A 14,578-nucleotide genomic window follows, 5' to 3' on the forward strand; every position below is an offset into this window, starting at 1 on the left:
CACATGAAAAAATTAATTTTTGCACTTTTATTACTTCCATCTGTAATGTTGGCTCAACACAAAATATCAGGAACATTTACCCCTGCTGCCAGTTTTAAAGCTGCCATTTTATATAAATTAGACTCCTCTAAAAACGATTACATTAACAATGCAGATATTGTAAATGGTAATTTTGAAATCCCCCTAGATGCCTCTCTAAAACCAGGTATGTATCGTATTGTTTATGCCTTACCGCAAGAACAATATAATTTCAATTTTATTTATAATAATGAAGATATCGTATTTAAATACGATCAAAAAAACGGCGCTAGTTTTCTACTTTCAAAAGAAAATATACTGTTAAGTAATTATAGAGACAACATGTATTCCATTAAAAGTAAACTCAACACTTTTTATGGAAAAGGCGATCAAAATAAAGCGGAATACACCGCGTGTATTTCTGAATTAAAATCGATTCAAGACACTGCAGAAACAGCCTCAGAAGGGATGTTAGCACATGTCTTTATTAAAGCTGAAAAACCATATATTCCTACAACTTTTGAAGATGCAGCAACCTATTATAATAACTATAAAATTAATTATTTTAAACCGATAGATTTTAGCAACCCTGTGTTACAAAACTCTAGTTTTTTAATGGATTCGGCTTTAAATTACGTCTTTATTTTTGCAGACAAACAAGCAAAAAACACCTCGTATAAAAACAATATAGACGATGTTGTTCGCGTCACTTCAAAAGAAAAAGCAATTCAGAAATCAATTTTAGAAGTCTTATGGAGTCAATTTAAGGACCGTAATAACGAGGAGGTTGCTAATTATATTTCTTCAAAATATTTAGAAAAATTATTAGATCCTGTAAAAGATGAAATGCTATTATCTGACATGAAAGCATTTCAAAACACAGCCATTGGCGCAACTGCTCCAGATTTTTCTTGGCCCTCTAAACAAGGCAGCAGCAAACTAAGTTTACTTAGAGGAAAAGACTTTTATATCGTTGCCTTTTGGAGTAGTACATGCTCTCATTGCTTAACTGAATTACCTGTATTAAAAAATTACTTAGGAAATAAAGCGAACATTCAGGTACTAGCTATCGGATTAGAAGACGAGCGTCCTAATTGGGAAAAAACAATTGCCGATTATCCTGAATTTACTCAAATTTATGGCTTTGGAAAATGGAACAACCCTATTACTATAGATTACGGTATATCGGAGACACCAACATTTTTTGTGTTAGACAAAAACAAGAAAATTGTAGCAAAACCAGATGATGTTGAAGCTTTAATTACTTTTTTGGATGCACAGAAATCATAAATAAAAGAGCTACAACAAGAAAATAATTCAACATAAAAAAAGCTGAACAACACTAAGATTGTTCAGCTTTACAACAAGTTCTTAAACCAATAAATGGCCTTATTTATTTAAAATATAGTCAACTCCAAATAGCGAGTGAATTGCAGTCTTATCAAAAATATCGGTACAGCCTAAAACAACACCTTGGGCACCATGATAAATCAAATCATTCAAAATACTTAAAACATACGTTTTAGATTCTGGTTTAATTTCCCCTGTTTTGGTTTTATTGTAAACTACAAGATGTGGCGTATTTGCTTTTTGGATTCTTGAATCTGTTTTTGAAGTCTCAATTTCTAAAACCGTATAATCTTTGGGAAATGTACATAATGATTGCGCTAAAGAATAATTAAAACACAACACTACACAATAAAAAACACAAACTTTTCAGACATCGCATTTTTTTGATATGAATACACAATAACATCCTCAAAGGCCAGTGCACACAAGACTTCCTGTAAATTCAAAAATGATTTAGGACACACCTTTTTAGTCATAAAAACGCATAGCATTAACTAAAATGAACACCTAAATTATTGAACCTTTATTATTACAAATTGTAATTACTAAATTTCAAAAATGAAGGCGCTGTAATTCGATAATATATAAAAATTACGTTACCTGAATTTACTTTTAAAATTTATGATGTTAAGACACAACATGTATTGGATTACCCTTAATAAACCCTTCAAAATTATCTACGGCAATTTGCAGACAACGGCTTCTTGATTCGATAGGAGCCCATGCAATATGTGGAGTTATAATACAATTTTTAGCATTTAATAATGGATTATTATTAGCGATAGGTTCTTTAGACACAACATCTACGGCAGCTCCAGCTACTTTTCCAGAATCTAAAGCATTAGCTAAATCTGTTTCTACAATTAGCCCACCTCTAGAGGTATTAATTATAAATACACCGTTTTTCATTTTAGCAATAGAGCCAGAATTAACAAGCCCCTCGGTAGCATCTGTCATCGGGCAATGTAAACTGATAATATCAGATTCTGCTAATAATGTATCAAGATTTACAAAACAACAGGTTTCTGTTTCAAATTCCGAATAAACCGTTCTATTATTCACTAAAACGTTTAAACCAAAAGCTTGTGCCAAAGCAGCTGTAGCCTTACCAATTTGTCCAAAACCAATAATTCCCATAGTTTTTCCCGCCAATTCAATAAGCGGACTATTCCAAAAACAGAAATCCAGAGATTTTGTCCATTGGCCAGATTGTACTGCCAAATTATGATCGCCAATATGATGGCAAAGTTCTAACAACATCGCCATAGTAAATTGCGCCACAGAGGCGGTACCATAAGCTGGTACATTAGTAACGATAATCTGTTGATTTTTGGCTGTTTCTATATCTATATTATTAGTACCCGTTGCTGTGATTCCAATATATTTTAATTGAGGCAAACGGGTTAATACAGCTCTAGACAAAGGCACTTTATTCGTAATTACGGCTTCGGCATCTCCAATAGCCTCAAGAATGGCATCCGTATCAGAATCTGTACGATCAAAAATAGTTATATCTCCAAGGGCTTTCAAGGCATCCCAACTTAAATCTCCTGGATTTAAAGCATAGCCATCTAACACTACAAGTTTCATCTTATTCTAATTTATTTTTCTTAGTCTTTAAAACGTTTAAAAGTGAGACAGTTAGTAATTAAAAATGATAAAAAGCATTTTCTAGATGTTCCAACTCTAAACCTTTTTTGGTTTTTACAATAGCAATAATATCGAAACGAACTTCCAAATCCAATGCATTTATAGTTATATATGCATCGACGGCTGTTATTAATCGCTGAATTTGCTTTGGTTTCAAAAAATCTTGAGGACTTCCAAAAAATGAAGACGATCGTGTTTTTACTTCAACCACAGCTAAAATACCATCTTTTTTTGCCAAAATATCAACCTCAGCTTTTTGATAGCGATAATTCCGTTCTAAAATTTGATAGCCATTTTTTAGCAAAAAACGGACAGCTTCTTCTTCTCCTAACTTCCCTAAAGCATTATGTTCTGCCATATTTATTTTATTCTAAACGCTTTACAAATTACAAAAACAAGATAACATTTCATTATTTTGAGAATTTGAGTTTCAGTTCTCAGTCAGATTACGATTAAAATTGTTTTATAAAGAAGTCTCTGAATTTGAATTAAATGAGAGCCAACAACTTTTTTGGGACGAACAGAATTGAGTTTAAAACCCTTCAACTATTCCTTCAATTTATAAAAACTTTAATAGACGAAATAGCTCTAAACCTGTATCTTTGGTTGAGTTAATACGCAAAAAATGAAAAAACTAATCCTAATTCTAATCACATTGATTACTAGCAATTTATCTACCGCTCAAAATGTAATGAACCCAGAATTACTTTGGAGTGTAAAACGCATAAGTGTTATGGGAGTGTCTGAAGATGCTTCACAGATTTTTTATAGTATAAAAATTCCAAATATTGAAAATAATGATTTCGATATCACGTACTATAAAATTCCTATAGATGGTGGTACTGCCATAAAGATCGAAAAAGAAGACGCTGTAGTTTCAGATAAAAATATATCGCCAGATGGTGCTTTAAAACTGTTTCATAAAGCGGTGCATTTAAATGATATTAAAGGGAAAGATTTATATAAAAATCTAGATAAAGCAGATGCTTATGTATTTACTGAGCTTGACAATCGCCATTGGGATACTTGGAGCGACGGGTCTTACGAGCACGTATTTTATAAAAAAGTAAATGCCGAAGACGAGTCTGCAACAGACATAATGCCTACCGAACCTTACTATGCACCCCAACGCCCGTTTGGTGGTGACAAAGATTATATTTGGTCTCCAGACAGCAAAAGTATTTACTATGTAAGTAAAAAATTAAAAGGAAAAGCTTACGCCACAAGTACAAACACAGATATTTACAAATACGATATCGCAAGCAAAACCACAACAAATATTACAGAAGGTAATAAAGGTTACGATACCAATCCTGCATTTTCAAAATCAGGAGCTTTAGGTTGGTTACAAATGAAAACTGATGGTTACGAAAGTGACAAGAATGATATTGTAGTTTTAGAGAATGGCATAAAACAAAATTTAACCCAACAATGGGATGGCACTGTAAATAGTTTTACGTGGAGTAAAGACGGGTCGAAGCTCTATTTTACAGCTGCGGTTGATGGAACTATTCAGTTATTTTCGGTGAATTATCCAGGCAAAAAAAGAATCGCTCCCGTAGTAGAACAATTATCTGAAGGTGAATTTGATATTAGAGGAATTGTTACAGAACTGGATGATGCGCTTATTGTAACGCGAGGTGACATGAACCATGCAACTGAGATTTTTTCTTTTCAATTAAAAGAAAAAACATTCAAACAATTATCAACTGTAAACGATAAATTTTATAGTGGTTTAGATTTACCTAAAGTTGAAAAACGTTACGTTACAACAACCGATAATAAACAAATGTTAGTGTGGGTAATTTTACCTCCTAATTTCGACGCTACTAAAAAATATCCAACTTTATTATATGCCCAAGGCGGACCACAATCAGCATTATCACAATTTTATTCATACCGTTGGAATTTCCAACTAATGGCTTCTCAAGGTTATATTATTGTAGCTCCAAATCGTAGAGGTATGCCAGGACATGGTGTAGAATGGAATGAAGCTATAAGTAAAGATTGGGGAGGACAAGTTATGGATGATTATCTTTCTGCGATTGACGATGTTGCAAAAGAATCTTATGTAGACAATGACAGACTAGGTGCAATTGGCGCAAGTTACGGTGGATATTCTGTATTTTATTTGGCCGGAATTCACAACAAACGTTTTAAATCTTTTATTGCTCACGATGGTGTTTTCGACACCAGGTCTATGGCAGGAACAACAGAAGAAATCTTTTTTGTAAATCATGATTTTGGTGGAAACTATTGGGATATTTCTAATAAAACTGCTCAGAAAGCGTATAACGAATTTAACCCAATTACTCATGTAGATAAATGGGACACACCAATTCTTATTATTCAAGGAGGAAAAGATTATCGTGTACCTATAGAACAAGGTTTAAGTGCTTTTCAAGCCGCACAATTACGCGGAATAGAAAGTAAACTACTATATTTCCCAGAAGAAAACCACTGGGTATTAAAACCTCAAAACGCATTAGTTTGGCAACATGAATTCTATAAATGGTTAAAAGAAACCTTATAAACTTTAAAGATTAAAAATATGGGTGGTACAGTTCAAATAAAATGTCCAAATTGTGGGTTATTCAACACGAATGCTGATCATTGTTCGAACTGCGGCACCCTACTTTCTTATAAAAAAAGACGTGAATTAGCTCATGAAGAGCAAGAGAAAAAGCGTAAAGAGCGTGAGGAAACTAAAAAGAAATCATCGCCTTCCTGGATTGAATCAGGAGAAAACAGTAATTATTTAATAGTGCGTATCGGTGCTAAAATAATGAAATCGGTTGCTATGATTGTTATCGCGATTGGTGCTTTTTTCGCTTGGTTATTTACTTTCTTGGCCGCATGAAAATATTAAAACAGCCTGTATTTTTATTATGTCTGGCTATTGCAAGTGTCGTTTACCTATCAAATATCTTTACTATAGAACTCCCCAATTGGATTCGATTTTACGTGAATGATGCTTTATGTATGCCTTTAGTGTTAACGTTCTGTTTACTCGGAATTCGAGGTATTAAGGGAGATTTTAATTTATACTTACCTCTAGGGCCTATTATAATTTTAACCCTGTTTTATGCTATACTTTTCGAATGGCTACTACCACAATCAAACTCTAGATATACTGCAGATTGGATTGATGTTTTATTGTATAGCTTGGGAAGTTTGGGATTTTACTGGTTTCAAAAAAAGTTGTACTGAATCGACTAAATAATCTTTTTGTCAGGATTTTACCAAGTATTAAATATAGAATACATAATTATTTTATTCTTTTCAATTTGATGAATAATCAAGAAAGGAAAACGTTTTAAGAAAGCCTCTCTATAAGTTTTTTTTTTCGGAAAGTGTTTAGGATTAATTTTAAGTCTTTGGAAATAAACATCTAAATGTTCTAAAAATTCCTCTCCTAGCCCTATGTTTTTATTTTCATAATAAAGTAAGCTTCAATTATTTCTGAATTAGCCTCTTCTTTAATCTCTATAACATATACACTATTTGGCAGCATTCCTTGCGTTATCTTTGACTTCTTCCCAGGTAAAAGATTTACTTTCTCCTTTTAAATGGGATTTTCTTCTATCATCAATAATCTGATATTGATTTTCACTTAACGAAAGCTCTTCCTCATCTTTCTGATAGCTTTCAGCTAAGGCTTTCATAAGTTTTAAAAGTCTTACATCTGCTGAATTAACATATTCCTTGACTGTATTTCTTAAATCAATTGTCGCCATAATAATCACTTGTATTCATGTAAATATGCAATTACTAAAAGTAAACCTAATCTATTGAGATCCCGAATCAGGTTCGGTATGACGAATCTAAAGACGTTTAGGCTTTGGGACTCTTTTCTGACTTACTCATGAAAAACCAAAGTTGTCTCATCCTTTTCAACCTTCATCGTTACTTTACAACCCAAAATTATAGCACGATTATCCTTTTCGTGACCTGCCGGCATATTAAAAGCTACCGGGAAATTATATTCTGCAACAACATCTAGAATAATTTCATCTATTGTTCTACCAAATTCTGTTGTGTTTTTTCTCACTTTACTCATATCACCTACAAGAATACCACGACAGTTTTCGAAATATCCAGCACGCTTTAAACTCTGTAACATACGGTCTATGTGGTATGCATACTCGCCTATTTCTTCAATAAAAAGAATATCTCCAGCTGTATTAATACTTGTTTCAGAACCTAACATACTGTTCAATAATGTTAAGTTCCCTCCTGTAATTGGGGCCGTAACCATACCTTTTTTATTATAGCTAGAGCCTTGTAACGTATAAGATAAAGGTGTTCCGAAAATGGCATCTTTAAATGTTGAAATCGTTTCAGGAATATCGGATAAATTCTGAGGCAAACTACTACACATCATAGAATGTAAAGATTGATATCCTAAATTATGAATTTGGCTATGAATCCCTGTAATATCAGAATAACCAATCACCCATTTTGGTTGTTTTTTAAATGTAGTGTAATCTAATAAATCTAACATTCTAACGGTACCATATCCGCCACGAGCACACCAAATCGCTTTAATTTTAGGATCGTCTAAGGCCTTCTGAAAATCGGCTGCACGTTGTTTATCTGTGCCAGCAAAATGCCCATTTTGTTCAAACACATGTTCACCAATAACAGTATGTAATCCCCAACTTTTCAGTAAAGCAACAGCACGCGCCACTTCATCATCCTTATTTTTTAACACTCCAGAAGGCGCCACAATCGCAACAGTATCCCCTGCTTTTAAATGCGGTGGTTGTATATATGTATTATGTGTAGATATAAAAGTTTTGTCTATATGTTGTGCCATTATCGGACTCGTTTTTAAACTGAAAACAATAAAAAATAGGATTAGAAATATTCTGTTAAGGGACATAAAATGTGCTTTTTGTAAAAGTACATTTTTTTTCTAAATGGTTAATGAATTGCGTACTTTTGTGCCTTTAAAACAGAAATCAGACATGTCTAAAAGATATACCATTACAGCAGCGTTACCTTACACCAACGGTCCAATACATATTGGCCATTTAGCCGGTGTTTACGTACCTGCAGATATTTATGCCAGATATTTACGCTTAACAGGAAACGATGTACTTTTTATTTGCGGAAGTGACGAACATGGTGTACCCATTACTATTAAAGCAAAAAAAGAAGGTGTAACACCTCAAGATATTGTAGATAAATATCATGCTATCATAAAAACATCGTTTGAAGATTTTGGAGTATCATTTGATAATTATTCAAGAACTTCAGCTAAAATTCATCACGATACCGCTTCAGAGTTTTTTACCACTTTATATAATAAAGGCGAATTTAATGAAGAAACCACAGAACAATTATACGACGAAGAAGCAAATCAGTTTTTAGCAGACCGTTTTGTAACAGGAACGTGTCCGAAATGTGGAAATGAAGAAGCTTATGGCGATCAATGTGAAAAATGTGGAAGCAGTTTAAACGCTACAGATTTAATTAATCCGAAATCTGCGATAACTGGAAATGTACCAACATTAAAACAAACGAAACATTGGTTTTTACCCTTAGATAAACACGAAGCATTTTTAAAAGAATGGATCTTAAAAGGACATAAAAAAGATTGGAAACCTAACGTTTACGGACAAGTAAAATCTTGGATAGACGACGGATTAAGACCTCGTGCAGTAACTCGCGATTTAGATTGGGGAATTCCTGTACCTCTAGAAGGCGCAGATGGAAAAGTACTTTATGTGTGGTTCGATGCACCAATTGGTTATATCTCTTCAACCAAAGAATGGGCTGCTCGCGAAGGAAAAGACTGGGAACCGTATTGGAAAGATAAAGACACGACTTTAGTGCATTTTATAGGAAAAGACAATATTGTGTTTCACTGTATTATTTTCCCTGCGATGTTAAAAGCTGAAGGCTCTTACATACTACCAGAAAATGTACCAGCTAACGAATTTTTAAATTTAGAAGGCAACAAATTATCAACATCTAAAAACTGGGCCGTTTGGTTACCTGAGTATTTAGAAGATTTTCCAAACCAGCAAGATGTGTTGCGTTATGCCTTAACAGCAAATGCTCCAGAAACTAAAGATAACGACTTTACATGGAAAGATTTCCAAGCAAGAAACAACAATGAATTGGTTGCTATCTTCGGAAACTTCATTAATCGTGTCGTAGTTTTAACTAATAAATATTATAACGGAATCGTTCCAGCACCAAGCGAATTCTCTCAAATAGACGAAGAAACTTTAGCTGCTTTAAAAGCATATCCGTCTGTAATTTCAAGTTCTATAGAACGTTACAGATTCCGTGAAGGAAGTCAGGAATTAATGAATTTAGCACGACTTGGAAATAAATATTTAGCCGACGAAGAGCCTTGGAAAACAATTAAAGTAGATGAAGTACGAACACAAACCGTAATGTTTGTCGCACTCCAAATTGCTTCAGGATTAGCAACACTTTGCGAACCATTCTTACCTTTTACTTCAACAAAATTAAAAGGGATGTTAAATATTTCAGATAGGAACACTTGGGATAGCATTTCAACAAAAGATGTTTTACTTCCTGCAGAACATCAAATAGAAAAAGGGGAATTATTGTTCTCTAAAATAGAAGATGATACCATTCAATACCAATTAGACAAATTAATTGCAAGTAAAAAAGCAAACGAAGCGGCTAATAAAGTTACTGAACCTCAAAAAGATACCATTACATTCGACGATTTCTCTAAATTAGACTTGCGTGTTGGCACGATTTTAGAAGCAGAGAAAATGCCGAAAGCTAAAAAGCTACTTGTTTTAAAAGTAGATACAGGAATTGATGTAAGAACTATTGTTTCTGGAATTGCAGAAAGTTTTAAACCAGAAGACATTATAGGAAAACGCGTGACTGTTCTTGTAAACTTAGCGCCTAGAGCGTTACGTGGTGTAGAAAGTGAAGGCATGATTTTAATGACTGAAACTGCCGAAGGTAAATTAGTGTTTGTAAATCCAGATGAAGATGGAGCTACAAACGGATTGCAAATTAGCTAGGTTTTTTCCAACTCTAAAACTGTTTAAACTAAATATTATGATAAAAAAAGTATTACCATTTTTAATAATTGCTATTCTGATTGTAAGTTGTAAATCGACTAAAGATACAACCGATACAGATAATGCACATAATAGCATGAATAGTTTAGATTGGGATGGTACTTATGTAGGTACAATTCCTTGTGCAGACTGCGATGGTCTTAAAACTGTAATTACATTACATACAGATTTAACGTTCTCTAAAAAAACACAGTATGTTGGAAAATCTGATGAAATTTCTTCAGTTACAGGTACTTTTATATGGAATAAAGCAGGAAACACGGTAATATTAGATGCAGGTGGTATGTCACAAAGTTATTTTGTTGGAGAAAACACGCTTACCCATTTAGATCAAAAAGGGAAACAAATCACTGGAGATTTAGCTAATAATTATATTTTGAAAAAACAACCCACAGAAGAATTATTAGACATCTCTTGGAAACTAGTAGAGCTTAATGGAAAGCCTATAAGCAACGTCATGAATAAACCTTTTATAATATTTAATTCTGAAGAAAATCGCGTAAGCGGAAACTCGAGCTGTAATGGCTTTGGAGGGAGCTATGAACTATTAGAAGGTAACCGCATTGCATTTTCTAAAATGATGCGTACAATGATGGCTTGTCCTCCAGAAATGAGTGTGGAAAATGAATTTATGCTAGTATTAGAAGTAACAGATAATTACACTGTAGTAAATGGTGTTTTAAATTTAAATAAAGCGAGAATGGCGCCTTTGGCAAAATTTGAAATAGATTACTTTGTAGACTAAACTTTTTTGCCCCAAACCAAGTTTTAAAAGACCTCCCAAATTTCTATTTGTGAGGTCTTTTTATTTTCTATTATCTGCATCCAATAGCGTCCTAAACGATTTGTCTCTTTTTTTTAAAAGTTCTACAGCTGTTGACTTTATGGTGTTACTTGTGTTGTGAGATGTTCTTTTTCTATATAAGTTGAATTTTGTTTTTTCGGCTGGCCTATCGAAAATTTATCGTAAAATTTGAAGCTGTTTGAGCTAAACGAATGTATCTATATTATTGATTTTTAGTGGCGAGTTCTTTAAATTTAGATAGTGAACGAAAATTTAGATAAAAGTTCGTAAGCCTAGATTTTTTTGGCGTGGTTTATCCAGAGCGTAGTCGAAGGATCTTTTTATCAATGAAAAAAATGAACATATAATATAATTTAGGACATGATTGATTTGCATCCTTAAAACACGTATTAATTTTTAAATTTATCAATCCATTTTTCTAGTTAACATCATTATATTTACAATCCTTTTCAAAATTAAAACATGACTATTTTACAATATATTATTTCTCAAACTCGGCTTCCAGAACAAGGCGTAAAAAACACGTTAAACTTATTAGATGAAGACTGTACTATTCCGTTTATTTCGCGATACAGAAAGGAATTAACTGGACATTTAGACGAGGTTCAGATTGGGGATATTGTAAAATATAAAAGCGTTTTTGAAACGCTTGAAAAACGAAAAATAACTATTATTAAAGCGCTTACAGAACAAGCCGTTTTAACTGATGAACTTCAGAAAAAAATTGAAACCACTACCGATTTAATTACCCTTGAAGATTTATATCTACCATTCAAAAAAAGTAGAAAAACCAAAGCAGAAAAAGCAAGACAAGCAGGCTTAGAACCTTTGGCAAAAATCATAATGAGTCAGAATGCAAATGCTATGGAATCCATTGCCTTTAAATACGTAAAAGGCGACGTAACTTCCATAGAAGATGCCTTAGAAGGTGCACGACATATTATTTCTGAATGGGTAAACGAACGCACAGATGTTAGAAATAATATCCGTTTTCAATTGGAACGTTATGCGACAATTTCAACAAAAGTAATTAAAACGAAAGTTGATGATGAAAAGGCTCAAAAATTCAAAGATTATTTTGAATGGACGGAATCTTTAAGTAGAATTCCATCACACAGATTATTGGCCATTTTAAGAGCTGAAAAAGAAGGTTTTATACGTGTAAAAATTGCGATTGATGATGAGGTCGTTTTAGCAAAAATAGAAGATCGAATTATTCGGTCTAACAACGCTTGCGCTCAGCAAATTACATTAGCCATTCAAGATGCCTACAAACGCTTATTGTTACCTGCATTAACCAACGAGGCGATGCAAATTGCTAAAGATAAAGCAGACGAATCTGCAATAAATGTATTTGCAAAGAACTTAAAACAGTTGCTTTTAGGATCGCCACTAGGACAAAAACGAGTATTGGCGATTGACCCTGGATTTAGAACAGGTTGTAAAATTGTATGTTTAGATGCACAAGGCGATTTAAAATACAATGATACTATTTATCCACATCCGCCTAAAAGTGATGAAGTTGGAGCGATTAAAAAAATCAGTTCTATGGTTGATACTTATAAAATTGAGGCTATTGCCATTGGTAATGGAACTGCTTCTAGAGAAACAGAAACCTTAATTCGTAGTATTCATTTTAAAACATATATTCAAGTATTTGTGGTTAGTGAAGCTGGAGCATCTATTTATTCAGCATCAAAAATCGCTAGGGATGAATTTCCTAATTACGACATCACCGTAAGGGGCTCTGTGTCCATCGGAAGGCGCTTACAAGACCCTTTAGCGGAACTGGTTAAAATTGATGCAAAATCTATTGGTGTTGGACAATATCAGCACGATGTAGAGCAGTCTAAACTTAAAAGCAGTTTAGATATGGTTGTAGAAAATTGCGTGAATTCGGTTGGTGTAAACATCAATACAGCAAGCACCTCTTTGTTAAGTTATGTGTCGGGAATTGGACCAAAATTAGCCGAAAACATCGTAAATTACAGAACGGAAAACGGTGCATTTTCATCTAGAACAGCAATAAAAAAAGTTCCACGTTTAGGAGGTAAAGCGTTTGAGCAAGGTGCTGGTTTTTTAAGAATTAAAGATGCTAAAAACCCGTTAGACGATTCTGCTGTACATCCAGAACGTTATGCTGTAGTTCTACAAATGGCTAAAGATTCTGGTAAAAGCATTTCAGAACTTATCGGAAATTCGACTGTGCTTCAAAAAATAGATCTTAAAAAATATTGCTCAGAAACGGTTGGTTTGCCAACGTTACAGGATATTATAAAAGAATTGGAAAAACCTGGTTTAGATATTAGAGCACAAGCCAAAGTGTTTACTTTCAATCAGGATATAAAAACTATTAACGACCTTACAGAAGGCCAGATATTACCAGGTATTGTAAATAACATCACAAATTTTGGATGTTTTGTAGATATCGGAATTAAGGAAAGTGGCTTGATTCATGTATCTAATTTAGCAGATGTATTTGTGAGTGACGTGAGTGAACATGTAAGTTTACATCAGCAAATTATCGTGAAAGTTTTAGAAGTAGATGTGCCTCGAAAACGAATTCAGCTTAAGCTTCAGAAATAACATGCTTAAAATTGCTTACCATCCTATATACAATCATCCGCTTCCAAAAGGACATCGATTTCCTATGGAAAAATATGAATTACTTCCTCTGCAATTGATACATGAAGGCACGTGTATAACCGATAATTTTTTCAAGCCTAAAGCACTACAAAATCACAAATCCATTTTAGAAGTACATGACCCTGATTATTTTTACGATTTATTAAATATAACTTTAGATCAGCGTGCAGCGCGAAAAATTGGATTTCCATTAAGCAGAAAATTAGTAGAACGTGAAATAATTATTGCAGATGGCACTTTAAAAGCTACTGAATATGCTTTAAAATATGGTATAGCCATGAATATTGCTGGAGGAACACACCATGCATTTTCAACCCACGGCGAAGCCTTTTGCATGTTAAACGATCAAGCTATCGCTGCAAAAAATTTATTACTTCAAAATAAATCAAAACGTATTCTAATAGTAGATTTAGATGTGCATCAAGGAAACGGAACAGCTGAGATATTTAAAGACGAACCTCGCATTTTCACCTTTTCTATGCATGGAAAACATAACTATCCGTTTGAAAAAGAACAAAGCGATTTAGATATTGAATTAGATAATAATATTACCGATACCTCCTATCTTAAAATTTTAAAAAATACACTACCAAAATTAATCGACGAGCAGCAACCAGATTTTATATTTTATCTTTCTGGAGTAGATGTTATTGCTTCGGATAAATTAGGAAAATTGGGATTAACAACACAGGGCTGCAAAGCAAGAGACCTATTTGTTTTAGAAACTTGTAAATTAAATTCTATTCCAGTAATGTGTAGTATGGGTGGCGGATATACACCTGAAATTAAAACCATTATAGAAGCCCATGCTAATACTTATAGATTGGCGCAAGAACTCTATTTTTAATCAAAATTTAAGAATAATAGATTAAAAACACACCTAACAAAATCGAGTTTATAAAATATTATAGAGGTCAGTATATAAATACTTATCTTTAAACCTAAGAAACACATTAAAACATGAACATATTTACAGGTCAAAATCTTCTAGAGTTTTCTGATCGATTTAAAACCGACCTTGATTGTA

The 14,578-nt window shown here is 33.3% G+C and carries 13 protein-coding genes; 8 read left to right on the plus strand and 5 right to left on the minus strand.

The genetic code is table 11. The features are described 5' to 3' along the window. Window positions 1-3: 3 nt before the first annotated feature. Complete coding sequence (locus R6X41_RS18710; protein ID WP_318501883.1) at window positions 4-1,308, plus strand: TlpA family protein disulfide reductase; 1,305 nt, start codon at window positions 4-6, stop codon at window positions 1,306-1,308. A gap of 99 nt (window positions 1,309-1,407) precedes the next feature. Here R6X41_RS18710 and R6X41_RS18715 read toward each other — a convergent pair whose 3' ends face one another. From R6X41_RS18715 to R6X41_RS18725, 3 genes are all read right to left on the minus strand, one after another. Further along, window positions 1,408-1,707 carry a hypothetical protein gene (locus tag R6X41_RS18715; protein ID WP_318501884.1) on the minus strand — a complete coding sequence of 100 codons (300 nt, stop codon included), beginning with the start codon at window positions 1,705-1,707 and terminating at the stop codon, window positions 1,408-1,410. Window positions 1,708-1,995: 288 nt separating this feature from the next. Continuing rightward, entirely contained in the window at window positions 1,996-2,958 is a 963-nt protein-coding gene (locus R6X41_RS18720) for a D-2-hydroxyacid dehydrogenase (RefSeq protein ID WP_318501885.1), read from the minus strand. Window positions 2,959-3,016: 58 nt separating this feature from the next. Beyond that, window positions 3,017-3,376: a YraN family protein gene (locus R6X41_RS18725; RefSeq protein ID WP_318501886.1), complete on the minus strand. Its 360-nt coding sequence runs from the start codon at window positions 3,374-3,376 to the stop codon at window positions 3,017-3,019. Between the two features lie 267 nt (window positions 3,377-3,643). Here R6X41_RS18725 and R6X41_RS18730 point away from each other — a divergent pair, with 267 nt between their 5' ends. Genes R6X41_RS18730 through R6X41_RS18740 form a run of 3 tightly spaced genes read left to right on the plus strand, consistent with a single transcriptional unit; the run spans window position 3,644 to window position 6,228 of the window. Further along, the gene (locus tag R6X41_RS18730) at window positions 3,644-5,551 is read left to right on the plus strand and encodes a dipeptidyl-peptidase 5 (RefSeq protein ID WP_318501887.1); all 1,908 of its coding nucleotides are present in this window, start codon (window positions 3,644-3,646) and stop codon (window positions 5,549-5,551) included. Window positions 5,552-5,569: 18 nt separating this feature from the next. Further along, a complete protein-coding gene (locus R6X41_RS18735) occupies window positions 5,570-5,878 on the plus strand; it encodes a hypothetical protein (RefSeq protein ID WP_318501888.1) in 309 nt (102 codons plus the stop codon). Beyond that, complete coding sequence (locus R6X41_RS18740; RefSeq protein ID WP_318501889.1) at window positions 5,875-6,228, plus strand: hypothetical protein; 354 nt, start codon at window positions 5,875-5,877, stop codon at window positions 6,226-6,228. Before R6X41_RS18735 ends, R6X41_RS18740 begins: the two co-directional genes overlap by 4 nt. Before the next feature lie 290 nt (window positions 6,229-6,518). On the opposite strand, the gene R6X41_RS18745 is transcribed toward R6X41_RS18740, so the two are convergent. Further along, entirely contained in the window at window positions 6,519-6,755 is a 237-nt protein-coding gene (locus R6X41_RS18745; protein WP_318501890.1) for an addiction module protein, read from the minus strand. Window positions 6,756-6,877: 122 nt separating this feature from the next. Further along, the gene (locus R6X41_RS18750; RefSeq protein ID WP_318501891.1) at window positions 6,878-7,837 is read right to left on the minus strand and encodes a S66 peptidase family protein; all 960 of its coding nucleotides are present in this window, start codon (window positions 7,835-7,837) and stop codon (window positions 6,878-6,880) included. Window positions 7,838-7,940: 103 nt separating this feature from the next. On the opposite strand from R6X41_RS18750, the gene metG reads away from it, so the two are divergent. From metG to R6X41_RS18770, 4 genes are all read left to right on the plus strand, one after another. Continuing rightward, the gene (gene metG, locus R6X41_RS18755; RefSeq protein ID WP_318501892.1) at window positions 7,941-10,040 is read left to right on the plus strand and encodes a methionine--tRNA ligase; all 2,100 of its coding nucleotides are present in this window, start codon (window positions 7,941-7,943) and stop codon (window positions 10,038-10,040) included. Window positions 10,041-10,077: 37 nt separating this feature from the next. Continuing rightward, on the plus strand, window positions 10,078-10,845 hold the full coding sequence (locus tag R6X41_RS18760) for a copper resistance protein NlpE N-terminal domain-containing protein (RefSeq protein WP_318501893.1): 768 nt from the start codon (window positions 10,078-10,080) through the stop codon (window positions 10,843-10,845). Window positions 10,846-11,367: 522 nt separating this feature from the next. Then, window positions 11,368-13,491: a Tex family protein gene (locus R6X41_RS18765; RefSeq protein ID WP_318501894.1), complete on the plus strand. Its 2,124-nt coding sequence runs from the start codon at window positions 11,368-11,370 to the stop codon at window positions 13,489-13,491. 1 nt (window position 13,492) lies between these two features. Continuing rightward, window positions 13,493-14,398, plus strand: coding sequence for a histone deacetylase family protein (locus R6X41_RS18770; RefSeq protein WP_318501895.1), 906 nt, complete (start codon window positions 13,493-13,495; stop codon window positions 14,396-14,398). The last annotated feature ends 180 nt before the right edge of the window (window positions 14,399-14,578 follow it).

It is taken from the genome of Formosa sejongensis, from assembly GCF_033447105.1.
Taxonomy (GTDB): domain Bacteria; phylum Bacteroidota; class Bacteroidia; order Flavobacteriales; family Flavobacteriaceae; genus Formosa.

Excerpts from the sequence above, each read along its gene's own strand:
- R6X41_RS18710 (WP_318501883.1), top strand. The coding sequence starts at position 4 with ATGAAAAAATTAATTTTTGCACTTTTATTACTTCCATCTGTAATGTTG.
- R6X41_RS18720 (WP_318501885.1), bottom strand. The coding sequence starts at position 2,958 with ATGAAACTTGTAGTGTTAGATGGCTATGCTTTAAATCCAGGAGATTTA.
- R6X41_RS18725 (WP_318501886.1), bottom strand. The coding sequence starts at position 3,376 with ATGGCAGAACATAATGCTTTAGGGAAGTTAGGAGAAGAAGAAGCTGTC.
- R6X41_RS18730 (WP_318501887.1), top strand. The coding sequence starts at position 3,644 with ATGAAAAAACTAATCCTAATTCTAATCACATTGATTACTAGCAATTTA.
- R6X41_RS18735 (WP_318501888.1), top strand. The coding sequence starts at position 5,570 with ATGGGTGGTACAGTTCAAATAAAATGTCCAAATTGTGGGTTATTCAAC.
- R6X41_RS18740 (WP_318501889.1), top strand. The coding sequence starts at position 5,875 with ATGAAAATATTAAAACAGCCTGTATTTTTATTATGTCTGGCTATTGCA.
- R6X41_RS18745 (WP_318501890.1), bottom strand. The coding sequence starts at position 6,755 with ATGGCGACAATTGATTTAAGAAATACAGTCAAGGAATATGTTAATTCA.
- R6X41_RS18750 (WP_318501891.1), bottom strand. The coding sequence starts at position 7,837 with ATGGCACAACATATAGACAAAACTTTTATATCTACACATAATACATAT.
- metG (WP_318501892.1), top strand. The coding sequence starts at position 7,941 with ATGGTTAATGAATTGCGTACTTTTGTGCCTTTAAAACAGAAATCAGAC.
- R6X41_RS18760 (WP_318501893.1), top strand. The coding sequence starts at position 10,078 with ATGATAAAAAAAGTATTACCATTTTTAATAATTGCTATTCTGATTGTA.
- R6X41_RS18765 (WP_318501894.1), top strand. The coding sequence starts at position 11,368 with ATGACTATTTTACAATATATTATTTCTCAAACTCGGCTTCCAGAACAA.
- R6X41_RS18770 (WP_318501895.1), top strand. The coding sequence starts at position 13,493 with ATGCTTAAAATTGCTTACCATCCTATATACAATCATCCGCTTCCAAAA.